21 protein-coding genes are annotated in these 21,756 nt (G+C 53.9%); 15 read left to right on the top strand and 6 right to left on the bottom strand.

From position 1 onward, the window contains the following. The first annotated feature begins 46 nt into the window (after positions 1 to 46). A complete protein-coding gene (gene lpxC, locus H4J77_RS00435; RefSeq protein ID WP_123890437.1) occupies positions 47 to 958 on the top strand; it encodes a UDP-3-O-acyl-N-acetylglucosamine deacetylase in 912 nt (303 codons plus the stop codon). A 160-nt stretch (positions 959 to 1,118) separates the two neighbouring features. On the opposite strand, the gene H4J77_RS00430 is transcribed toward lpxC, so the two are convergent. Further along, positions 1,119 to 1,571 (bottom strand): DUF721 domain-containing protein, encoded by a 453-nt coding sequence (locus tag H4J77_RS00430; protein ID WP_182246552.1) that lies wholly within the window; start codon positions 1,569 to 1,571, stop codon positions 1,119 to 1,121. Between the two features lie 77 nt (positions 1,572 to 1,648). On the opposite strand from H4J77_RS00430, the gene H4J77_RS00425 reads away from it, so the two are divergent. The 3 genes from H4J77_RS00425 to argJ all read left to right on the top strand — a co-directional run bounded on the left by H4J77_RS00425 (position 1,649) and on the right by argJ (position 6,925). Then, positions 1,649 to 2,581 (top strand): M23 family metallopeptidase, encoded by a 933-nt coding sequence (locus H4J77_RS00425; RefSeq protein ID WP_182246550.1) that lies wholly within the window; start codon positions 1,649 to 1,651, stop codon positions 2,579 to 2,581. Between the two features lie 174 nt (positions 2,582 to 2,755). Beyond that, positions 2,756 to 5,497 (top strand): preprotein translocase subunit SecA, encoded by a 2,742-nt coding sequence (gene secA / locus H4J77_RS00420; RefSeq protein ID WP_123890440.1) that lies wholly within the window; start codon positions 2,756 to 2,758, stop codon positions 5,495 to 5,497. 210 nt (positions 5,498 to 5,707) lie between these two features. Further along, the gene (gene argJ, locus H4J77_RS00415) at positions 5,708 to 6,925 is read left to right on the top strand and encodes a bifunctional glutamate N-acetyltransferase/amino-acid acetyltransferase ArgJ (RefSeq protein ID WP_182246548.1); all 1,218 of its coding nucleotides are present in this window, start codon (positions 5,708 to 5,710) and stop codon (positions 6,923 to 6,925) included. 61 nt (positions 6,926 to 6,986) lie between these two features. Here the strand turns inward: argJ and H4J77_RS00410 are convergent, their stop codons facing one another. Further along, on the bottom strand, positions 6,987 to 7,505 hold the full coding sequence (locus tag H4J77_RS00410; RefSeq protein ID WP_182246546.1) for a GspH/FimT family pseudopilin: 519 nt from the start codon (positions 7,503 to 7,505) through the stop codon (positions 6,987 to 6,989). A gap of 147 nt (positions 7,506 to 7,652) precedes the next feature. Here H4J77_RS00410 and H4J77_RS00405 point away from each other — a divergent pair, with 147 nt between their 5' ends. Genes H4J77_RS00405 through H4J77_RS00380 form a run of 6 tightly spaced genes read left to right on the top strand, consistent with a single transcriptional unit; the run spans position 7,653 to position 13,586 of the window. Next, on the top strand, positions 7,653 to 8,117 hold the full coding sequence (locus H4J77_RS00405) for a GspH/FimT family pseudopilin (RefSeq protein ID WP_182246848.1): 465 nt from the start codon (positions 7,653 to 7,655) through the stop codon (positions 8,115 to 8,117). Positions 8,118 to 8,128: 11 nt separating this feature from the next. After that, positions 8,129 to 8,620, top strand: a complete 492-nt coding sequence (gene pilV, locus H4J77_RS00400; RefSeq protein ID WP_220469190.1) for a type IV pilus modification protein PilV — start codon at positions 8,129 to 8,131, stop codon at positions 8,618 to 8,620. Continuing rightward, positions 8,617 to 9,411, top strand: coding sequence for a PilW family protein (locus tag H4J77_RS00395; RefSeq protein ID WP_182246846.1), 795 nt, complete (start codon positions 8,617 to 8,619; stop codon positions 9,409 to 9,411). The genes pilV and H4J77_RS00395 overlap by 4 nt, the downstream gene beginning before the upstream one ends. 1 nt (position 9,412) lies before the next feature. Then, positions 9,413 to 9,934 (top strand): PilX N-terminal domain-containing pilus assembly protein, encoded by a 522-nt coding sequence (locus H4J77_RS00390; RefSeq protein ID WP_182246542.1) that lies wholly within the window; start codon positions 9,413 to 9,415, stop codon positions 9,932 to 9,934. A 16-nt stretch (positions 9,935 to 9,950) separates the two neighbouring features. After that, positions 9,951 to 13,184, top strand: a complete 3,234-nt coding sequence (locus H4J77_RS00385; protein ID WP_182246540.1) for a PilC/PilY family type IV pilus protein — start codon at positions 9,951 to 9,953, stop codon at positions 13,182 to 13,184. A 6-nt stretch (positions 13,185 to 13,190) separates the two neighbouring features. After that, a complete protein-coding gene (locus tag H4J77_RS00380) occupies positions 13,191 to 13,586 on the top strand; it encodes a type IV pilin protein (protein ID WP_220469189.1) in 396 nt (131 codons plus the stop codon). A gap of 26 nt (positions 13,587 to 13,612) precedes the next feature. Here H4J77_RS00380 and trmA read toward each other — a convergent pair whose 3' ends face one another. Both trmA and H4J77_RS00370 read right to left on the bottom strand, forming a co-directional pair. Then, a complete protein-coding gene (gene trmA / locus H4J77_RS00375) occupies positions 13,613 to 14,698 on the bottom strand; it encodes a tRNA (uridine(54)-C5)-methyltransferase TrmA (protein WP_182246538.1) in 1,086 nt (361 codons plus the stop codon). Beyond that, positions 14,698 to 15,990, bottom strand: a complete 1,293-nt coding sequence (locus tag H4J77_RS00370) for an NCS2 family permease (protein WP_182246536.1) — start codon at positions 15,988 to 15,990, stop codon at positions 14,698 to 14,700. Before H4J77_RS00370 ends, trmA begins: the two co-directional genes overlap by 1 nt. A 119-nt stretch (positions 15,991 to 16,109) precedes the next feature. Between H4J77_RS00370 and H4J77_RS00365 the strand changes: the two genes are divergently transcribed. Then, entirely contained in the window at positions 16,110 to 16,727 is a 618-nt protein-coding gene (locus H4J77_RS00365; protein WP_182246534.1) for an FKBP-type peptidyl-prolyl cis-trans isomerase, read from the top strand. 103 nt (positions 16,728 to 16,830) lie between these two features. On the opposite strand, the gene H4J77_RS00360 is transcribed toward H4J77_RS00365, so the two are convergent. Next, positions 16,831 to 17,799, bottom strand: a complete 969-nt coding sequence (locus H4J77_RS00360) for a polyprenyl synthetase family protein (protein WP_182246532.1) — start codon at positions 17,797 to 17,799, stop codon at positions 16,831 to 16,833. A 257-nt stretch (positions 17,800 to 18,056) separates the two neighbouring features. Here H4J77_RS00360 and rplU point away from each other — a divergent pair, with 257 nt between their 5' ends. From rplU to proB, 4 genes are all read left to right on the top strand, one after another. Continuing rightward, positions 18,057 to 18,368, top strand: coding sequence for a 50S ribosomal protein L21 (gene rplU / locus H4J77_RS00355; protein ID WP_123890476.1), 312 nt, complete (start codon positions 18,057 to 18,059; stop codon positions 18,366 to 18,368). Positions 18,369 to 18,391: 23 nt separating this feature from the next. Continuing rightward, entirely contained in the window at positions 18,392 to 18,649 is a 258-nt protein-coding gene (gene rpmA / locus H4J77_RS00350) for a 50S ribosomal protein L27 (protein ID WP_123890450.1), read from the top strand. A 98-nt stretch (positions 18,650 to 18,747) separates the two neighbouring features. Beyond that, positions 18,748 to 19,959 carry an Obg family GTPase CgtA gene (cgtA, locus tag H4J77_RS00345; protein WP_182246530.1) on the top strand — a complete coding sequence of 404 codons (1,212 nt, stop codon included), beginning with the start codon at positions 18,748 to 18,750 and terminating at the stop codon, positions 19,957 to 19,959. Positions 19,960 to 20,044: 85 nt separating this feature from the next. Further along, complete coding sequence (gene proB / locus H4J77_RS00340) at positions 20,045 to 21,163, top strand: glutamate 5-kinase (protein WP_182246527.1); 1,119 nt, start codon at positions 20,045 to 20,047, stop codon at positions 21,161 to 21,163. Between the two features lie 143 nt (positions 21,164 to 21,306). Here proB and rpsT read toward each other — a convergent pair whose 3' ends face one another. Next, a complete protein-coding gene (gene rpsT / locus H4J77_RS00335) occupies positions 21,307 to 21,579 on the bottom strand; it encodes a 30S ribosomal protein S20 (RefSeq protein WP_182246842.1) in 273 nt (90 codons plus the stop codon). Between the last annotated feature and the right edge of the window lie 177 nt (positions 21,580 to 21,756).

Raw genomic sequence — 21,756 nt, 5'->3', positions numbered from 1 at the left:
CCAATTTGTTGAAAATTATTCGCAACTAGAGCGGACCCAGTCAAGCATGATCAGACAACGCACACTGAAGAACATCATCCGGGCCACTGGTGTTGGTCTGCATTCGGGTGAGAAGGTATATCTCACGCTGAAACCTGCACCTGTGGATACGGGCATCGTGTTCTGCCGTACCGATCTCGACCCCGTGGTCGAGATCCCGGCGCGTGCCGAGTTCGTGGGTGAGACTACTATGTCCACGACCCTGATCAAGGACGGCGCCAAGGTTGATACAGTAGAGCATTTGCTGTCTGCCATGGCCGGTCTGGGTATTGATAACGCCTATGTCGAGCTGAGTGCTCCTGAAGTGCCGATTATGGACGGTAGTGCCGGTCCTTTTGTATTCCTTATCCAGTCCGCTGGTATTGAGGAGCAGGACGCCGCCAAGCAGTTTATTCGTATAAAACGCGAAGTAACTGTGGAAGAGGATGGCAAGACCGCAACCTTCGTGCCTTTCGAGGGGTTCAAGGTTTCATTTGGTATCGACTTTGACCATCCGGTTTTCCGTGGTCGCAGTCAGACCGCATGCGTGGACTTTTCCAGTACTTCTTTTGTAAAGGAAGTGAGTCGCGCCCGGACCTTCGGGTTTATGCGTGATATCGAGTATCTGCGCTCCCAGAATCTGGCGTTGGGCGGTAGTGTGGATAATGCAATCGTTGTTGATGAGTATCGAGTACTCAACGAGGACGGTCTGCGTTATGAAGATGAGTTTGTTAAGCACAAGATTCTGGATGCTATTGGCGATCTTTATCTGCTGGGCAAAAGCTTGGTGGGTGAGTTCAAGGGCTACAAATCAGGTCATGCGCTGAATAACAAGTTGCTTCGCACGCTGCTTGCAACCAAGGACGCCTGGGAAGTGGTGACCTTTGAAGATGCGGGTACGGCGCCTATTTCGTTTATGCGCCCGGCTGCTGCAGTCTAAGCGTCACTTAAAGCAGTCATCTGACAGCTTTCTCGTTTCGTTCTATATTTAACGGCCACCTCTGGTGGCCGTTTTCTTTTCTCTCGAATGTCTGCTTGGCGGCTCTTTTGCTCATTAAGGGGCAATCCTGATAGTGGCACTTTGTGCCATCGAGCTGTCTTCAGTTGCCGTTGTGATGGCTTGCCAGCTTCTGCAGTGCGGCACGTAAATTGGGGTCGGTTACCTGCTCTGCGGTCTCCTGCAGGTGTTCGGCAGCAACACTGGATCGACGCATTGTGCGAACTGGTGGTGCTTTTTTGATCAGTGGCGGTTGTACCTTGCAGTGTATTTTCGTTAAAGTTGCGAACTCATTGTAGGCTTGTAATGCGCGAACAAGACGCTTTTGCTGGTATCTGAGGCGTGTAGCCCAATGGCTACTGCTGACCACGAAGCGCAAAACGCCGTCTGCAAATGACGCCACTTTGCAGTGTTCCCTTGCTGCAGGCTCCAGTTGAGTCTCTACCAAAGATTGCAGGCGCTCGATAGATTTCGCCTGAGCGTAGAGTTTTTTCAGGGTGGTGTTGGTGCGCAGCAGATCAGTGGGTCGGCGTGCATCCAGCGGATAGAAAGCCATGCAGGTCTGAACCAGGTTGGAGTGATGTGGTGGTTATCCTATCAGAACCGCCATCATGATTGTTTGGGGTCTTTTATTTGAACATTATTATCCTCACTGGGCGCCATGGTGCGTCGCGAACGGTTACGTTAAGTGCCCCCTGGGTTGCTGCCGGTATCGCCGTGCTTACTGCTTTGCCCATTGCCGCCGCGCTTTTGACGTGGCAGCTGCTTGGTGGTAGCGGAGCTATTGATGAAGTGGCTGAAACAGACGCGCCGCAATGGCAGCAGGTACTCCAGGATTACGACATAGAGGATGTCGGGGAGGATGACGGGCAACAGGCACAAATGGAGCGTATGAGCCAACAGTTGGCGCGCCTGCAAATGCGCCTTACGCGGCTGGATGCACTGGGTGAGCGCCTGACCGAGTTAGCCGACTTTTCAGACGGCGAGTTTAACTTTGGCGATGATGTCGATCCGGGTATGGGTGGGCCTGAGCTGCAGTCCGACGATTTGAGCTATCACTCGCCTGATTTGCAAAACGTTATTGAGCAACTGGCCGAGCGGATTGATGATCGCACGCAGCAGCTACAGTTGCTGGAAGAACTGATGGTGAGTCGGCAGTCTGATGTTGACTCGGCACTTGATTTCAAGCCTGTACGCATTGGGCGTTTGTCGTCTGGATTTGGGCGTCGCACCGACCCGATTACCGGGCGTATTTCCACGCACAGCGGGTTGGACTTTGCCGCCCCTCGTGGCACCCCTATCTATGCTGTCGGTAGCGGCGTGGTCGTATTTTCCGGGCGCAGCGGCGCCTACGGTAATATGGTTGAGATCAATCATGGTGGTGGCTACAAGACCCGTTACGCCCATGCCTCCGAGCTAAAGGTCAGCAAGGGTGATCTGGTGCAGAAGGGGCAGGAGATTGCGGCGGTGGGTACCACAGGTCGCTCTACCGGCTCTCATTTGCACCTTGAAGTCTATCGTAACGGCATGGCAGTCAATCCTGCACGCTATGTCGCATTGAAATAATCCCTGTTGATCCCCATATCTAACGCAAGGGCGCTGCAACAGCGGTGCCCGGGCGTCCTTGCGTGCGCCCGGTTTATTGTCGGGCAATAATCAGAGTAGAATGCCTTTTTCTGTGCGACCTTCCGCGGCAACTGCCGGGTTCGCCGATCACCAATATGGATATCGAAGTCGACTATGTTTGCGCCTTTAATGAGAAAGCTGTTGGGAAGCAAGAACGATCGTGAGCTGAAGCGGATGGGTAAGGTCGTCAGTGCAATCAACGCACTGGAGGAAGAGCTTAACGCTCTCAGCGACGAGCAGCTCAAAGCGAAAACACCGGACCTGAAGCAGCGCGCGCTGGACGGTGAGCCACTTGAATCAATTTTGCCCGAAGCTTTTGCCCTGGTACGTGAAGCCAGTAAGCGCGTTATGGGTATGCGGCATTTCGATGTGCAGATGATTGGTGGTATGGCATTGTTTGAAGGCAAGATTGCCGAGATGAAGACCGGTGAGGGTAAAACCCTGGTCGCCACTCTGCCTGTCTATCTCAATGCGCTATCCGGTAAGGGCGTGCATGTGGTGACGGTGAACGATTACCTGGCCACCCGTGATGCCAATATGATGCGCCCGCTTTATGAATTCCTGGGGATGTCGGTTGGCGTCGTAGTGCCATTCCAAGACCCGGAAGAAAAGCGCAATGCGTATCGGTGCGATATTACCTACGGCACCAATAACGAGTTGGGCTTTGACTATCTTCGCGACAATATGGCGTTCCGCATGGAAGATAAATTCCAGCGGGAGCCAAATTTTGCGGTGGTGGATGAGGTTGACTCCATCCTGATTGACGAAGCGCGGACGCCGTTGATTATCTCCGGCCCGGCTGAAGATAGCTCACGCCTTTATACCTCCATTAATACGCTTATCCCTTTGCTCAAGCGTGGCTACCCCGCAGAAGAGGCCGAGGAAGAAGTCGATGGTCATTACAGCATTGATGAGAAAACCCGCCAGGTAGAGTTGAACGAGGCTGGTCACCAATACGTTGAAGAGTTGCTGGTCAAGGAAGGTCTGCTGGCAGAGGGTGATAGCCTTTACGCCGCACAGAACCTGAATCTGCTGCATCACGTGCACTCGGCCTTGCGCGCGCATACGTTGTTTCATCGCAATGTAGAGTACATCGTACAAAACAATCAGGTATTACTGGTCGACGAACATACTGGTCGTACCATGCCGGGCCGTCGCTTGTCAGAAGGCCTGCATCAGGCCATTGAGGCGAAGGAAGGGTTGAAGATTCAGGCTGAGAGCCAGACCCTCGCCTCCACGACTTTCCAGAACTACTTCCGTTTGTACCCGACGCTGTCAGGTATGACGGGCACGGCGGATACCGAGGCTTTTGAGTTTCGCCAGATCTATGGTCTGGACGTACTGGTTATCCCTACCAACAAACCCATGGTTCGCAAGGATCACAATGATCTGGTGTACCTCAGCATTGATGAAAAGTTTGCCGCTATCGTCGCAGACATCAAGCAGTGCATGGAAAGTGGGCGCCCAGCTCTGGTCGGTACAGCATCAATCGAGTCCTCAGAGGTGGTTGCCCAGTTACTGACTCGGGAGAAGATCCCGCACAAGGTTCTGAACGCCAAGTACCACGAGAAAGAAGCCGAGATTATCGCCCAGGCCGGTCGGCCAGGCGCGGTAACTATCGCAACCAACATGGCGGGTCGCGGCACCGATATTATTCTTGGCGGCAGCTGGGAAGCTGAGGTGGCAAGTCTGGAGAACCCGAGCGAGCAGCAGATAGCTCAGGTCAAGGATGAGTGGCAGCAGCGTCACCAGCAGGTGCTTGAGTCCGGTGGTTTGCACATTATTGCGTGCGAGCGTCACGAGTCGCGTCGTATCGATAATCAGCTGCGTGGTCGCGCTGGTCGTCAGGGCGACCCGGGTTCCAGTCGTTTTTACCTGTCGCTGGAAGACAGCCTGATGCGCATTTTTGCATCAGACCGGGTTAAGAACTTCATGAAGGCATTGGGTATGGAGAAAGGCGAGGCCATCGAGCATCGCATGGTGACCAATGCCATTGAAAAAGCGCAGCGCAAGGTTGAAGGTCGCAATTTCGATATTCGTAAGCAGCTGCTGGAATACGATGATGTGGCCAATGAGCAGCGTAAGGTCATTTACGGTCAGCGCAACACCATTCTTGCCAGTGAAACGGTATCGGAAACCATTCAGGCTATTCGTGAAGACGTGGTAGCCGATGTGGTCAGTCAGCATATGCCCAGCGGCAGCTTGCCCGAGCAATGGGACATCGCTGGACTGGAACAGCAGCTTGCTACTGAGCTGGGCCTGCACCTGCCGGTTCAGCAGTGGCTGGATGAGAATGAAATGCTGGCCGAAGAAGGTGTCAGTCAGCGCGTGTTGGAAGAGTTGGTGCTTGCTTACGAAGAGAAGGAGCTGCTGGCTGGCGCAGACGCTATGCGTTCTTTCGAGAAGCAGATGTTACTGCGTGTATTGGATGATCTGTGGAAAGAGCATTTGGCAACCATGGACCACCTGCGTCAGGGTATTCATCTGCGCGGTTATGCGCAGAAAAATCCCAAGCAGGAATACAAGCGCGAAGCATTCAATCTCTTCGAAGAGATGCTGGGTAACCTTAAGCGCGACACTGTGCGGGTTCTGAGTCACGTGCAGATCAAGCGTGAAGATCCCGCAGAGGAAGAAGCGCGGCTGCGACAGCAGGCCGAAGAGATGCAGAAGCGCATGCAATTCAAGCATGAAGAAGTTGCCGCTGTCGCCGATGCAGACAGTGCGGCTGATCAGTCTGCAGAGCCAGCTGCCGCGGGCACGCCTGTCACACGGCAAGGTCCCAAGGTGGGTCGCAATGAACCATGCCATTGTGGTTCTGGCAAAAAGTATAAGCATTGCCACGGGCAGATAAGCTGAGCCTTTGGCTCAGCAGCTCCAAGCGCTAAGCTCCAAGCTACGTCAAACAGTCTGACAGAGCACTTGACAGCTTTCGCCAAAACTTAAAACTATTTGCAGCTTGCAGCTTGCAGCTTGCAGCTTGCAGCTTGCAGCTTGCAGCTTGCAGCTTGCAGGGGGCGGCCATCCGCCTTGCAGCTCCCCTTTCTTTCTTTCTTTGGAGTTTCCGCTATGCCTGTCGGTCTTGGCCCATTGCCTGTTATGCACCCAGTCCCCGGCTTCCGTCTTGGTATTGCATCGGCAGGCATCAAGCGAGTTGGCCGCAAGGATGTCGTCATAATGGAGGCCGCCGAAGGCGCAAGCATTGCAGGCGTGTTCACCACTAACGCATTTTGCGCTGCCCCGGTTACGCTGACGCGCAAGCACCTGAGCCACTCTCCCCGCTATTTGCTGGTTAACACCGGCAACGCTAACGCGGGCAGTGGCAAGCCAGGCATGCAGGCCGCTATAAGCACCTGTGAGGCCCTAGCCAAACTGAGTGGTGTTGCCCTGGAGCAAGTGCTGCCGTTCAGCACGGGCGTTATCGGAGAAGTGCTGCCGGCTGCCAAAATTATCGATGTCATGCCGGCGGCTTTGTCTGACCTGTCTGAAAGTAATTGGGCTGTGGCGGCCGAAGGCATCATGACCACCGATACTCAGCCGAAGGGTAGTAGTCGTCAGATCACCTTGGCCGGTCAACTGGTGACTATTACCGGTATCTCAAAGGGAGCGGGCATGATCCGCCCCAATATGGCTACCATGCTGGGTTATGTCGCTACTGATGCCAAAGTGGCGCAGCCTGTGCTGCAGCAGATGGTAAAAAAGGCGGCAGATCTGTCGTTCAACCGTATCACCATTGACGGTGACACCAGCACCAATGACTCTTGCATGCTGATTGCTACCGGGCAGGCGAATATGCCTGAGATAAACACGGTTGAGAGTGCCGAATATCAGCAATTGAGCGAGGCGATCAATGCAGTGATGCTGGAGCTGGCTCAGGCAATAGTGCGTGACGGTGAGGGCGCTACCAAGTTCGTGACTATTCAGGTGAACGGTGGCGGTAACCGCGATGAGTGTCTGGATGTCGGTTATGCCGTGGCGCATTCGCCGTTGATCAAGACGGCTCTGTTTGCATCTGACCCAAATTGGGGTCGTATTTTGGCCGCTGTAGGCTATGCCGGGGTGCCGAGTCTGGATGTCGAGAAGATTGACGTCTATCTGGATGATGTCTGTATCACGCGCCAGGGCGGCCGTGCTGAAGACTACCGCGAAGAGCAGGGCGCCCGTGTGATGGCGCAGGCCGAAATTACTATCCGCATCGAGCTTGGTCGCGGTGAGTTCAGTGAGACCTTATGGACTACTGACTTGTCGCATGAGTACGTGCGAATCAATGCCGAATACAGAACCTGATGTATTTTGGCCTGGCGGCAGCTTGTCGCCAGGCTTTTGCTTGACCGCTGTGCTGTTAGTCTCAGGGTAAGCAGTAGCTTGCCGGGATTTCACTGGCATCCATCCTCAGGCGGCCAACGCGGTTAATAATGAGCCTTCTGCCATCGCCGCCTTGCTGTGCCGGACACAGGTAAAGGGTGCCAGCAAGGAAGCCTCCATGCAGCAGCTCAGACTCTCCCATCGCGTTGTAGCGTAAATACTTCGCTAACGCGCCACTGCCATGTATGTGGCTGACCCGAGCGGCAAAATCTTCTGCCAGCAACTCGTCTTCAGCATCGAATGCAGCATTACGATTGTGATCAATGAAAATGCGCCAGCCCTCGTTCCAATCTCCGTTCAGCGGTGCCATGGTCACTGCCTGGTTGCGTCGCAAAGCCTCTTCGCGGGTTTGTTGAATGCTGCGTGCCAGTTGTTCCTTGCCGACGTCCAGACGATGGCTATCTACCAGCTTGCCAAATGAAGGTAGCCCAATACTCAGGATTAAGGTGATTACTGCCAGTGCAGTAAGCATTTCAACTAGAGTAAAACCGTCACTTTTCATCGCTCTCTCCTTGAGCATAAGTCGCTTTACAGGGCCGGCAAGTTAAAACGCGCCTGTCATCCCCTCTATCTGACCGACTATCGGTGCAAGCAAGACCTTGCCGAATACAGTGCCTATATTGTACGAACTACTAGGAGGGTTGTTTTAATGCGAAGTGTGAAGGGGTTCACCATACTAGAGCTGATGATTACGCTGGTTGTTGCTGCCATAGTGTTAAGTCTCGCCGTGCCTTCCTTTCAGCGAACTATTGCGAATAATGCAGTTAGATCGACCACGAGCGATTTGGTTTCCGCCTTAAATGCTGCTAGGGCCGAATCCATGAGCTCCCGTTCATTGGTTACGGTTTTACCAGTGGGAGGAGACTGGGGTAACGGCTGGACTATCGTTCATCAGTCTTCTGTAAATAGTGATGACGCCTATCAGCTTGCCGATAAGGTGAGTATTCGTAGTGATATCGCCTCAGTGATATATAGGCCCGAGGGAGGGCTGACCGCCGCAGGAAGTAACATCACTATCTGCCACGAGGATGCAACTGTAGACGGACGGCGGATCACACTTTCTTTTCTTGGGCGCGCGACTGTTGAGCAAATCGCAGGAGGGTGTGGAGCATGAGAATAGTGTCGATGCGAAGTTCGCAAATTGGCATAGGCATGATAGAAGTGCTTATTGCAGTGCTTGTCCTGGCGGTTGGCGCTCTGGGGTTTGCCGGGGTACAGCTGGTGGCCATGCAGAAATCTGAGGATGCCAACTACCGGAGTGCAGCGATGTTGATCGCGCAGGATGCGGTAGAGCGAATTCAAGCGAACTCAGCCAAGATCGATGATTACAGGAGAAGCGGGGCTATTGCGACCCCCGCTAGTGCTCCCAGTCAGACGTGCGGGGCTGGCTGTGACGTGAGTGGGCTCGATCTCAGTCAGTTGGCATGGTCGGCGAGTCAAACGCTGCCAAATGGCCAAATCAAAATTGATGACTGTGACTTCAATGGCCTGACATGTGTCGTGCTGAACTGGGGAGAGCGTGATGGTGCGGCAAATAGTATTGACGCGTGTACCAGCATAGATGGCGTGAATTTGGCTGAAGATTCTAACTGCTTGGTAATGGAGTTTGTTCGATGAGGCAGTCACAGCAAGGCCTTACCCTGGTAGAGCTTATGATCGCGTTGCTGCTTGGTCTACTGCTGAGTCTTGCGGCCATACAGCTTTTGATCACTAATCAGCGGACTTTTTCGCTGCAGGATGCCGTGACAGGTGTGAATGAAGATGGGCAAACGGTGCTTCGATATATCGCAGCAGATATTCGGAATGCAGGTCGTGGCAGTCAGATTGAAGGTTTTGTCCAGCCTGTGGTGCAGGCTCTTTCTGTTGACGACGCCGAAGGTAATTCGGTCGCGTTTCAATCAACAGATGGAGGCGCTGGCGGTAATGATGTCTTGGTAGTGAGCTATCTGGCCCAGAGAGCTTGTCAGGGGGCTGACTTAACCGCAGGTGGTACTAATCCAGAAGGGGAAATCGTCGTTAATCGCTATTATGTAGTGGACGAGAGCTTATGGTGTTCAAGCTTGCGCAAGTCGGGAGCAGGAGGTTACGCCGCATTGGCACCCAATGCTGTAGAGCTGATTTCCGGGGTTGAGAGTTTCCAAGTGCTATATGGTGTTGATGGTAGTCTAGACAGTGAAATAGGCGCGACGAAGTTTGTATCTGCTGCTGGCTTGGTTGCTGATGATTCCGTTGTGTCTATTCGAGTAGGCTTGCTGCTGCGTAGTAGTGACACAACATTGCCTGTGCCAGCGGGTGGCCAGACGCTTTCAGTGCTTGATCAGCAGGTTGTTACGCCGGAAGATCGTGCAATTCGCCGTGTATTCTCTACAACAGCTCAAGTCCGTAATGTTAATTGGGATGGTATTTGATATGACTTCGCTACTTAATGACGGTTTGGCGCAGCGAGGCTCTGCATTGATCGTTTCGTTATTTATTCTTCTTATGGTTTCGGTGCTAGGCATATCCGCGATGCGCACAAGTATCTACTCTTCTAAGGTCGCGACGGGCGTGCAGGCGGATACTATGAGTTTTGATGCTGCAGAGTCTGCTGTGGCGACGAGTTTGGCTCGCTTGCGTGGCCTGAATGACGCAGAGCTTTCATGGTCAATTCTTGATGGCAAGTCTATACAAACCTGTTTGCAGTCAGATGGGACGTTGAAGAACAGTGAGTGTGATGCGTCGGATCATATGGATTCGCGAGATCTACTGCAGGCGGGAAGTTATATTGTGCACTTGAAGAATAACTGTCGCATGGTTTCTGGGAGTGATGTGGAAATATACCGGGACTATGTAATTGATGTGTTAGGTGAGAGCAGTATGCAGTCTTATCAGATTGAGAACAATCATTTGCAAGAGGCCCTGAAGCTGGGGCTCGACTGCATTCAGCTTTGAGGTTGGGGAGGAAAAAATGAAACTTTATACTCGTTATGCTCCTGTCGTTTTTCTTGGTGCGGTGGCGATGTTTTCCTCTGGTCAATTATGGGCTGAGGATGTTGAGGTATATTACTCTGAAGTGCTGTCAGACGATTCGGTGAACAAAAATATTGCGAACGTCATGATTATGCTTGATAACTCAGGCTCCATGCGTAATTGCGAAACAGGCTCGGGAGCTAATTGGTGTACGGGGAGCGATTGGCGTGAGCGCAGAATCAACCTCCTCAATGATGCGATGGAGACGATACTTGATGACGCCGATGAGAATGTAAAAATAGGGCTGGGGCGCTTCAATAACTCGAGCAACGGTGGATATGTCATGGTGCCGGTAATGCCGGTAACTGAAAAGACTCGTCCCTATTTTGATGATGCGCTTAATTCGATTAACCCTAGCAGAAACGTTCAATATCCTTCTGGCGGTATGCCGAGCACTGGTACTCCAACATCCCTTGGCTACGAGGAGATGGCCGATTATATGCTTGGGCGTAGCAGTAGTAATACGTACTCTTCTTCAGAGAATAGGTTTTGTCTAAAAGATGAGTATGAAGAGCAATGTACTACTGAACATGAATACTCGGATGGGCAGCCCGTAAGCTATTGTGACGTAAATGAAGCGTCTTGCTCAATAACATATGGTGGTTGGCGAGTATTGCCCGCTAACGAAAGTTGTACTGTTGGTGAGGTTTGCCGTATTAGCTGGGGGGCGTGGATAAGTTATAACTGGTGGCAGCCTAGGCCCTCTTGTCCCGCGAGCGCAGCGACTTGTGAATACGATGATAGCCGTTGGTGGGATCTTAAGTATAGAACGGGGCTTTATCAAGAACGCGAAGTTTCTTATACGGAAAGTTTAGTCGCTAACGAGGTGACTTACTGCGAGATGGTCCCTACTGGTAGCTGCGCAGAGTATGCTCAAATAACCTCAGGTTCTAGCTACGACTCTCCCGTTGTGCAGGCTAATCAGTGTGAATCGAATCACATCATCATGTTCACGGATGGAGCGCCTTCAGGCGACAGCCCTGGCAGTGTGGAGCTGGTTTCTTGTACGTCTGGGTCGTACAACTGTCAGGTCCGTATCGCGCGTAATCTGAATCGAGAAAACAACGCGATTGGTCGTGAAATCAAAACCCACAATATCGGCTTGTATATGGAAAGTAATACTCTCGAAAATATGCAAAGCGTGTCCGCGGCCGGTGGTGGTAGCACCTATAACTCTGATAATGCTGAGAGTCTGCTCCTGGCGTTCCAGTCGACCCTCGACTTAATCGCGGACGAAGCGAACACAATGGTTTCGCCGGGCGTGGCAGTGAGCCAAAGCCAGCGGTTTCAGCATTTGGATGAGATGTATTTTTCGTTGTTTAAGCCGCTGCAAAGCAGCTTTTGGCACGGTAACCTCAAGCGTTACCGAGTTGAGGTCGAGGATGGCGAGGCCTCCTTTTATGACGTGTCCGGCAATAATGCGATGAGTGGTAGTGAGTTTTCTTCTTCATCCCGCAGCTGGTGGAGCCGCTCAACGGACGGCGCTGATATCATGCTGGGTGGCGCTCGTGATCGATTGCAGTCGTCGGCACGCAGGCTTTTTTACTCCTCATCTCCTGGCGGGAGTCTGCGCCGGTTTGATCTAGACGACTTCACGAATGCGCAGCTTTTTTTGCCGTCCGAGGCGACGGACGCAGTTCGTGGCAATGTTGAGCGGGAGTTGCTGACTATGTGGGGGGATCCGTTACATAGCCGCCCATTAATGGTTAACTATGGTGGTACGATTGTTGGCCAAAACTTCGATGAAGATAATATTGTTTTCGTCTCGACTAACGCTGGCATGCTGCATGCGATTGACACCAGCAATGGTGATGAGAAGTTCGCTTTTATGCCGTATGAACTTATTTCGAAGGCATCCAGTTACACGGTTAACCGCTTGCCATTGGCCGGCGGGAATAAGCGTCAGACATATGGCCTGGATGGAAGTTGGGCTGTTTTGCGCGAGCCAGGTGACTCAATCGAAGATGCTCCCTCTAAGGTTATGATTTATGGAGGTATGCGGCGCGGCGGCAATAGTTACTACGCTTTGAATGTCACTAACGTGAGTAGCCCTCAGTTAGCATGGCAGGTTACAGGTGGTTCGGGTGATTTTGTCGACTTGGGACAGACTTGGTCTACTCCGAAGGTTGCGCGTTTCCCGAGCGGCGATGGCGGGAGTATCCCGGTGGTGATTTTTGGCGGTGGTTACAGCCCGGCAGATCACGATGATCATAAGGAGCTTCGTGCTCAAGACGAGAAGGGCAACGCGATCTATGTGGTGAATGCTGACACCGGCGAGCTGGTTTGGTCGGCGGGCAGCCGGAGTGGGAATGTGGTAACTGCGGTCTCGCGTATGACTCACTCAATTCCGGGTAGCATCGCTGTGGTTGATACTGACTCCGATGGTGTGGTTGATCATCTGTATTTCGCTGATTTGGGTGGGCAGTTGTTCCGGGCAGATATTGATGGTTCAGAGGCTAGGTCCCACAGTGTCACACTGCTAGCTCGTTTAGGTGGCTCTGGTGAGAATCACCGTCGTTTTTACGAGCAGCCAACGGTGTCCTACGTACGCGATGGCGCCAATTCGAGCTATTTTGTGTCGCTAGCATCAGGGTATCGTAGTCATCCACTGGACGATGAAACACAAGATGCGTTGTTTGTGTTAAGCGATCGAGAACCTTTCGGTGGTCCTGTAAAGCCGGTGGCGACACTGGTCGACTTTACCAATGTGTCTACTGGGGGGCAGCCTGATACCACCAAGCGTGGGTGGTATATGCAGCTGAACAAGGCTGAAGGGGAAAAATCGCTGTCCTCACCTGCTGTCTTTAATTATGAGGTACTGTTTACAACGTATTCGCCAAGTGTTTCTTCGGATGATGAGCGCGATCCTTGCTCCGTCAGCTATGGACAGTCTTATCTGCACAGGGTTGACTTGCTAACGGGGCGGGGTGAGCGTTACGCACTCTTGCAACCTGGCCTGCCTCCAGGCGTTACCGTGCTGTTCGGTGAAAACGGTGACACTGCAATTGTCGTCGGCACGGAGACTGTTTCCTCCAGTGGTCCTGGCAACCCTCCCAATCCTCCGAATCCTCCTGGTGGTGATGTGCGTGACCTGCGCCATGGTCGCTGGATGCAGTTGACGCCCGATGCTGCAGGGGCTATCAAACTGCCTGAAAGCGGACAAGGAGATTAAGTCGTGATGAGTAAAGCGATCAAGATCTCGCGTGATGCCGGTTTTACCTTGCTTGAGGTGATGATTGTGGTGGCGATTGTGGCGATCCTAGCCGCAATCGCTTATCCCTCTTACCAAGAGTATATCCGCAATACGAGAGAGGCCGAGGCAAAGGGTCAGATTATGGAGTATGCCAGCGAGTTGGAGGCCTTTAGATCCAAGAACTTTTCGTATCCTGCTGATGAGGCGGCGGCAAGGGGGTTCGCGCCGGACGGTCTATACGGTAGTGATTTCTACACGCCTGCCTATAATCGTAATAGCCCTCACGCTTTCACGATTACGGTTACCCCTAAAGGTATTATGAGTGGTGAGCAGACCTTGGTATTTGAAACTGTAAATGGGGGCCCGCAGTGGGCTGATTAGGGGCTGCTGGGCCTGAGTTTGCTTTGCTACACAGACTCCAGCAGCACCCCCGACTCCATATGATGGCTGTAAGGAAACTGATCGAATAGCGCGCAACGCGTTATTCGATGGGTCTCGTTCAGCGTTTCCAGATTGTGCGCCAGAGTCTGCGGGTTGCAGGAGATGTAAAGAATACGGTTATAGCCCTGGACGAGCGCTAGGGTGGCGGGGTCGAGTCCTGCCCTTGGCGGGTCGACAAAGACAGTCCCAAAGTTGAAATCATCCAGGTTAATTCCCTGCAGGCGGCGAAACTCTCGCACGCCGGTGAGCGCCTGAGTAACCTCTTCGCTTGCCAGTCGCACCAGGGTCACGTTGGTGACTTCGTTCATGGCCAGGTTTTCTACTGCTGATTTGACCGAGCTTTTTGCCAGTTCTGTTGCCATCACGCGGCGAAAGCGGGTGGATAGCGGTAAAGTAAAATTACCGTTGCCACAGTACAGCTCCAGCAAGTCATCTTGATTGCTGCCGACTGCATCCACCGCCCAGCTCAGCATATGCTGGTTGACACCCCCGTTGGGTTGCGTAAAGCCACCTTCTATCTGTTGGTAGCGCCAGGTGCGCCCGGCTACGTCGAGTGCTTCCGTAACGTAATCGTTTTCGAGGATGCGCTTGCGTCCGCGACTGCGACCTATTAACTGTATGTTCAGTTGGCTTGCCAGCTGCCTGGCGGGCTCACCCCAGTCTTCGTCCAGGGGGCGGTGATAGCACAGAGTGACTAGCGCCTCGCCAGACAGTGTGGTTAGGAACTCCACTTGAAAGAGCTTTCGACCCAGTATCGGGTTCGCCTTGCAAGCATCCAGCAGCGGTGTCATCAGTTCGTTGATGCGCTTGCTGGCGATCGGAAGTTGATCGATAAGCACTACCTTGTGCTTATTGCCCTGTTCAAACATCGCGTAATGCGGTTGTCCGTTCTCGTACCAGAGGCGGAACTCGGCGCGTAGCCTGAAGTGCTCAGGCGCTGAGGTGAAGACCTCGGGTTCAGGTGCGTCGAACTCTGCCAGCAGATGACACAGGCGTTCGCGCTTTTCTGCCAGTTGATTGGCGTAGTTTTCCGGATTGAATGCGAGACTCATTAGTTGAACAGCGCCAGTTTGATGATGAAGAGCCCAGCCAAGATATAAAGGCTGAGGTTGAGGTCGCGCCAGCGACCAGACAATAGTTTGATTGCGGTCCAGACAATAAAGCCGGCGGCGATACCGTTGGCGATAGAGAAGGTCAGCGGCATCATGATCGCCGTGATCACGACCGGGGCCGCTTCAGTCAAATCATCCCAGTCGACCTGAACCAGGCCACCGGTCATCAGCACGGCAACAAAGAGCAGGGCTGGCGCGGTTGCGAAGGCGGGTACGGCGCCGGCGAGCGGCGAGAAAAACAGACTGAGCAAGAAAAGTAGCGCAACCACGCACGCGGTCAGGCCTGTGCGACCGCCTGCAGCCGTGCCTGCGGCTGATTCAATGTAGCTGGTGGTGGTTGACGTGCCGAGTGCGGCCCCAGCCATAGTGGCAGTGCTGTCCGCCATCAGAGCGCGACCCAAGCGCGGCATTTTCCCGTCTTTATCAACCAGGTTGGCTCGCTGGGCGACGCCGATCAGTGTCCCTGAGGTGTCAAATAGGTCAACGAAGAGGAAAGCGAAAATAATACTGAGCATGCCAACTTCTAGTGCACCTTTGATATCCAGCTGCATGAAGGTCGGCGTCAGGCTGGGTGGCGCTGAGACGACGCCGTCTGCCTGGCTCAAGCCGGTCAGTAGGCTGATCGCGGTTACCAGCAATATGCCGATCATCACCGCGCCGGTGACCTTGCGGTACGCCAACGCCACAATCACTGCAAAACCGCCTGCCGCGAGCAATGCGTCGGGCTGTGTCAGGTCGCCCATGGCGACCAGCGTCTCAGGGTGGTCTATTACTATGCCCGCGTTCTTGAGCGCGATCAGGGCCAGGAACAGTCCAATGCCCGCGGCGATGGCCGAGCGTAGCGCCATAGGGATGCTGTTAATGATCCATTCGCGGATGCGGAAGATGCTGAGCAGGAAGAACATCAGGCCGGACAAGAAGACCGCGCCGAGAGCGACTTCCCAGCTGTAACCCATTGAGCCAACGACGGTGTAGGAGAAGAACGCGTTGAGGCCCATGCCTGGTGCCAGAGCGATTGGGTAGTTGGCCCATAAGCCCATGACCAGCGAGCCAATAGCCGCTGCCAGACAGGTGGCAACGAAGGCGGCGCCTGGGTCGATGCCGGCATCAGCCATCATCGCCGGATTGACGAAAATGATATAGGCCATGGTCAGGAAGGTGGTCAGGCCGGCCAAAAGCTCGGTGCGCACGTTAGTACCGTGTTCACTAAGTTTGAATAGTTTTTCTAGCATGATGGGTGCTTCCGAGGTTTAGGCAGAAAGCCGGGCATTGTAGCGGATTCGCTGCTGTGGGTGAATTTTTGCTGTTCTTGTGTCAGGCTTATCGCCCTTTTTATGACTGGAGGCTCGCCATGAGCAACACTTTTGAGAACGACGAACAGCGCGTTAGCTACGGCATTGGCCGCCAGATGGGCGAGCAACTGCTGAGCAGTAATATCCCGGACCTTACTCTGGACCTCGTTGCCGCCGGGCTACGTGACGCTTATACCCAGCAGCCTAGTCAAGTGGCTGAAGCTGATCTGCAGGCGGCGTTTCAGCAGCTGCAGGAAAAAATGCGTGCTGCGGCACAAGAGTCTGCCAAGCTGGCTGCGCAGGCAGGTGTTGAGTTTTTGGCCGAAAATGCCAAGCGTGACGGCGTCACCACCCTGGCTTCAGGTCTGCAGTATGAAGTTGTTACCGCAGGTGAGGGTGCGACTCCAGAGGCGGGCTCTACCGTGCAGACTCATTATGAAGGCACGCTAATTTCCGGTGAAGTCTTTGATAGTTCATACAAGCGTGGCCAGCCAGCTGAGTTTCCAGTGGGCGGTGTGATTGCGGGTTGGACTGAGGCGTTGCAGCTGATGCAGGAAGGCGCTAAGTGGCGTTTGTTTATCCCGGCTGAGCTGGCCTATGGCGAGCGCGGCGCAGGTAATAGCATTCCGCCGCATAGCGCGCTGATCTTCGAGATTGAGCTGCTTAAGGTTCTGTAAGTAAGCGCCTGTCCTGGTCGGCGGTGGTAAGTTCAGCTCCCGACCAGGTCAGATATGTGAGCCTCTGTCGTTACGTAATGACGTAGTTGCGAGGTTCACAGGTTTAGAACGTGCGATCTACCGAAAAACGAGCCAGCTGTTCCAGTGAATCCCGATAAGGCGAAGCTGGAAGGGCTTGTAGCAGGTCGATTGCCTCCTCTATCTGCGCTTGTGCCAGGCGGGCGGTATATTCCAGTGCGCCTGATGCGGTGACTGCATCGCGTATCAACTCGATCTGTTCGCCGCTGCCTTTTTGAATGGCATTGCGCACCAGTTTTGCCTGTTCTGGGGTGCCGTGGCTGATGGTGTAGATAAGGGGCAGAGTGGGCTTGCCTTCAGCCAAATCGTCTCCCACGTTTTTACCCATTTCAGCGGCGTCACCGCTGTAGTCGAGCAGGTCATCCATTAGCTGGAACGCTATACCCAGCGCATTGCCATATTTACGCAAGGCTTCAGTCTGCTCCGTGGTTGCACCGGCCAGCACGCCAGAGGTATGGCAGGCCGCCTCAAATAGCATGGCCGTCTTGCTGCGAATGACTTCCATATAGGTGGCTTCGTCGGTGCTCGCGTCCCGTACCTTGGATAGTTGCAGTACTTCGCCTTCCGCTATGACGTTTGTCGCGTTGGCGAGGATCTGCATAATCTGTATGTCGCCCAGTGCAACCATCATTTCGAAAGCGCGCGAATAAAGGAAGTCGCCAACCAATACGCTAGGAGCGTTGCCCCACAGCGCATTGGCTGTTGAGCGTCCGCGTCGCAAATCTGATGTGTCTACTACGTCATCGTGCAGTAGCGTAGCGGTGTGCAGGAACTCGATGATCGCGGCCAGACTGTGTTGGCGTGCATCATCCATCCCGCAGGAGCGTGCACCCAGCAGAACGACCAGTGGACGCAGGCGTTTGCCGCCAGCGCTTATAATGTAGTGGCCGATCTTTTCTACTAGCGGGACCCGGGAATGCAGCTGATTTAGAATGAGCGTATTCACCGCATCAAAGTCATCGGATACCGGTGCATAGAATGGCAGGGTGGTCATTGGTTGCAGACTTCCTGAAAAGGTTCGGCGGCATGCTAGGTTGCAGGCCTTTTGCTGTCAAGAAAAGCGCAGTCTATCAGGCTTGGTCAGTGCTTGCGTAAAGCGGTGCGCTTGAGTACAATCCTCGCCCCTAAGATACAGCATCCCTGTTTTAACAATGGCAAGGTCGGGTCCGATAGGCGGAGCCACTTGCAGCCATGCCAGCCACTAACGATTCTAATCAAGCGCTGGGTGAGCAGGATTACGGAGAAAGCAACATGTACGCAGTCATTGTTACCGGCGGCAAGCAATACAAGGTCGCTGAAGGCGAGTTCCTGAAAGTAGAGAAGCTGGACGTTGAAACCGGTGCCAGCATCGAGTTTGACAAGGTTCTGCTGGTTGCAGATGGCGATGACGTCAAGATCGGCGCTCCTGTTGTGGAGGGCGCTAAAGTGACTGCCGAGATCAGTGCTCACGGTCGTGGTGATAAGATCCGTATCATCAAGTTCCGTCGTCGCAAGCACCACATGAAGCGTCAGGGCCACCGTCAGTGGTACACCGAAATCAAGATTACTGGCATCTCTGCCTAAGCTGATTCAGGAGATATAGACTCATGGCACACAAAAAAGCAGGCGGTTCCACGCGCAACGGTCGCGATTCAGAATCGAAACGCCTTGGTGTAAAAATGTACGGTGGTCAAACCATCATTCCGGGTAACATCATCGTTCGTCAGCGTGGCACTGAGTTCCACCCTGGCAAGAACGTTGGCATGGGCAAGGATCACACCTTGTTCGCCAAAGCTGAAGGCGTGGTGAAATTCGAAGTTAAGGGCAAGTTCGGTCGTCGTTACGTTAATGTCGTAACTGCCTGATAGCTCTTTGCTGCTGAAAAGCCCTGTCTTGCGACGGGGCTTTTTTGTTTGTAGCGTACTCTTTCCATTAGCCCGTCCCGATAGGGAAGGGGAGATAGATGAAATTCGTTGATGAAGTGTCCATCACGGTCAAGGCTGGTGATGGTGGTAATGGTTGCATGAGTTTCCGTCGTGAGAAATTCATTCCCAAGGGTGGTCCGGATGGTGGTGATGGTGGCGATGGGGGTTCCATATTCCTGGAGGCCGACGTTAACCTCAACACCCTGGTTGATTACCGTTATACCCGTCGCTTCAATGCGCAGCGTGGCGAGAATGGTCGGGGTAGTGACTGCACTGGCGCCAAAGGTGAAGACATGGTGTTGCTGGTGCCTGTGGGCACCACTGTCATTGATGCTGGCACTCAAGAGATTATTGGCGACCTGACCGAGCCAGGTCAGCGCCTGTTGGTGGCGCAGGGTGGTTTCCATGGCTTGGGTAACACCCGGTTCAAGTCCAGTGTGAATCGTGCGCCGCGACAAACCTCTAACGGTTCCTTGGGTGAGTTGCGTGATCTGAAGATGGAAATGAAGGTGCTGGCCGACGTAGGTCTGTTGGGGTTGCCCAACGCGGGCAAGAGCACCTTTATTCGTTCAGTGTCTGCGGCCAAGCCTAAGGTTGCCGATTATCCCTTCACGACCATGGTGCCAAACCTGGGTGTAGTGGATGTCGGTCAACTGCGCAGTTTTGTGATCGCTGATATTCCCGGTGTTATCGAGGGGGCTGCCGACGGTGCTGGTCTCGGCACGCGTTTCCTTAAACACTTGTCGCGTACTCGCCTGCTGTTGCACCTAGTGGATATGGCGCCGCTGGATCAGGCTGATCCGGTTGAGTCGGTCGAGACCATTGTTCACGAGTTGGGCAAATTCAGTCCTGCGCTGACTATGCGTGAGCGCTGGTTGGTATTGAACAAGTGTGATCAGTTGCTCGAAGATGAGCAGCAGGCTGTGCTGGATGATGTGGTAGAGCGGCTGGAGTGGGAGGGTCCGGTATTTGTTATTTCGGCTTCTGAGCGCCAGGGCACTGCTGAGCTGGCCAAGGCAGTAATGAACTGGCTGGATGAGCGCGAAAATCGCCTTGAGGATGATGAGGAGTACGCCGCCGAACAGGCCGTGCTTGATCAGCAGATTGAAGATGAGGCGCGCGCGCACATTCAGGTGTTGGACGATCGTCGCGCTCTGCGCAAGCAGGGTATCGCCCTTGAGGGTGAGGACGATGATGAAGATGACGACGAAGATGATGAAGATGGTCCGGAGATTTTCTACGTCCATTGATTCGCTTTAGTGCAACCGTGTTAGCTCCGACTGGTTGCAGTCGGGGTTCTGGTTTAAATATGGGCAATCTGTTGATGGGATCAGCATGCGTGAAAAGGTAACCGGAGCCCGTCGTTGGGTGGTCAAGATTGGTAGTGCCTTATTAACCGGTGATGGTCGAGGTCTCGACCGTGCTGCCATGTCCGTATGGGTCGAGCAATTAGCGGTCTTACGCGCCAGCGGCGCTGAGTTGGTTCTGGTTTCGTCCGGTGCGGTTGCGGCAGGTATGAGTCGCCTGGGTTGGACTGAGCGGCCCAAGACGACGCACGATATGCAGGCGGCTGCCGCCATTGGCCAGATGGGTCTGGTGCAGGCCTGGGAGTCCAGTTTCCAGCAGCACGGCTTGTCTACTGCGCAGGTATTGCTGACTCACGATGATCTGTCTGATCGCAAGCGCTATCTGAATGCCCGCAGCACGCTGCGGGCTCTGTTGGATCTGAATGTCATTCCCGTGATCAATGAAAACGACACTGTGGTGACTGATGAGATTCGGTTTGGTGATAACGACACTCTGGGTGCGCTGGTAACTAATCTGGTAGAGGCTGATCTGTTGGTGATTCTTACCGATAGAGATGGTCTGTACACCGCCGATCCGCGCAATAATCCGCAGGCGCAGCTGGTCTCTGAGGCGATGGCGGATGATTCGTCGCTGGACGTGATGGCTGGCGGCAGTGCGGGCGCGCTTGGGCGTGGCGGGATGCAGACCAAGTTGCGCGCTGCGCGGCTCGCTGCGCGTTCAGGCGCAGCTACCGTTATCGTCGGCGGGCGTATTGAGCGCGTCGTCTCGCGACTGCATCAAGGCGAGGAGCTGGGCACCTTGCTCTTGCCTGAGCGAGGTATGCTCGCGGCCCGTAAGCAATGGCTGGCTGGGCACTTGCAGACGCGCGGGCGGTTGCTGCTGGATGATGGCGCCGTAAAGGCGCTTGCCACGGGGCGGCATAGTCTGTTGCCGGTGGGTGTTACCGCTGTGGAGGGTGGTTTCAGGCGAGGTGAAATGGTTGTGTGCATAGCGCCTGATGGCCGAGAGGTCGCGCGTGGGTTGGTTAACTACGCTGCTCAGGATGCTGCGCGTATTGCTGGTAAGCCAACAGAATCTATTGCGCGCATCTTGGGTTATATCGACGATCCGGAGTTGGTACACAAGGACAACCTGGTGCTGATCTGACCAGGTAAAGCCTTTGCTGTTTGGGCAGGCCTGCTTAATCAGTGGCGGGCTGAAGTTGCGATAGATTAGACGTGCTAAGTGGTTATACGAGGCAATAAAAAAACCGGCTCAAGGCCGGTTTTTTTTGCAACAAGAATCGCAGATCAGGCGGCTTCAGCCATTGCCTTGATGTGTGCGTTCAAGCGGCTCTTATGGCGAGCTGCCTTGTTCTTGTCGATGATGCCCTTGTCAGCCATGCGGTCGATGACCGGAACAGCTGCAATATAGGCAGTCTTAGCCTGCTCGAGATCTTTGGCGTCGATAGCCTTGATCACGTTCTTGATGTAGGTACGGACCATGGAGCGCAGGCTTGCATTGTGATTGCGGCGCTTCTCGGCCTGCTTGGCGCGTTTCTTGGCTTGAGGTGAGTTGGCCACCGTCGTGCTCCTCAGAAAATCTGGATGAATTAGGTACAAATAAGGCCGCGTACTATGCAGCCGAGACAAGTTAATGTCAAGAGGGCTGAGGAAAACCGACAGGCGGTTTTGCTGTATGCCAGCAAAGAGTTGCCTGTCGTTCGGCGCGGTGCGCAGAGTATACAGAGAAAGCGCTGG

Source organism: Pseudomonas sp. 5Ae-yellow (assembly GCF_014077575.1).
Classification (GTDB): domain Bacteria; phylum Pseudomonadota; class Gammaproteobacteria; order Pseudomonadales; family Pseudomonadaceae; genus Halopseudomonas; species Halopseudomonas neustonica.
Note: the sequence above shows the minus strand (reverse complement) of the source record. Positions and strands in the feature narration are given on the sequence as shown.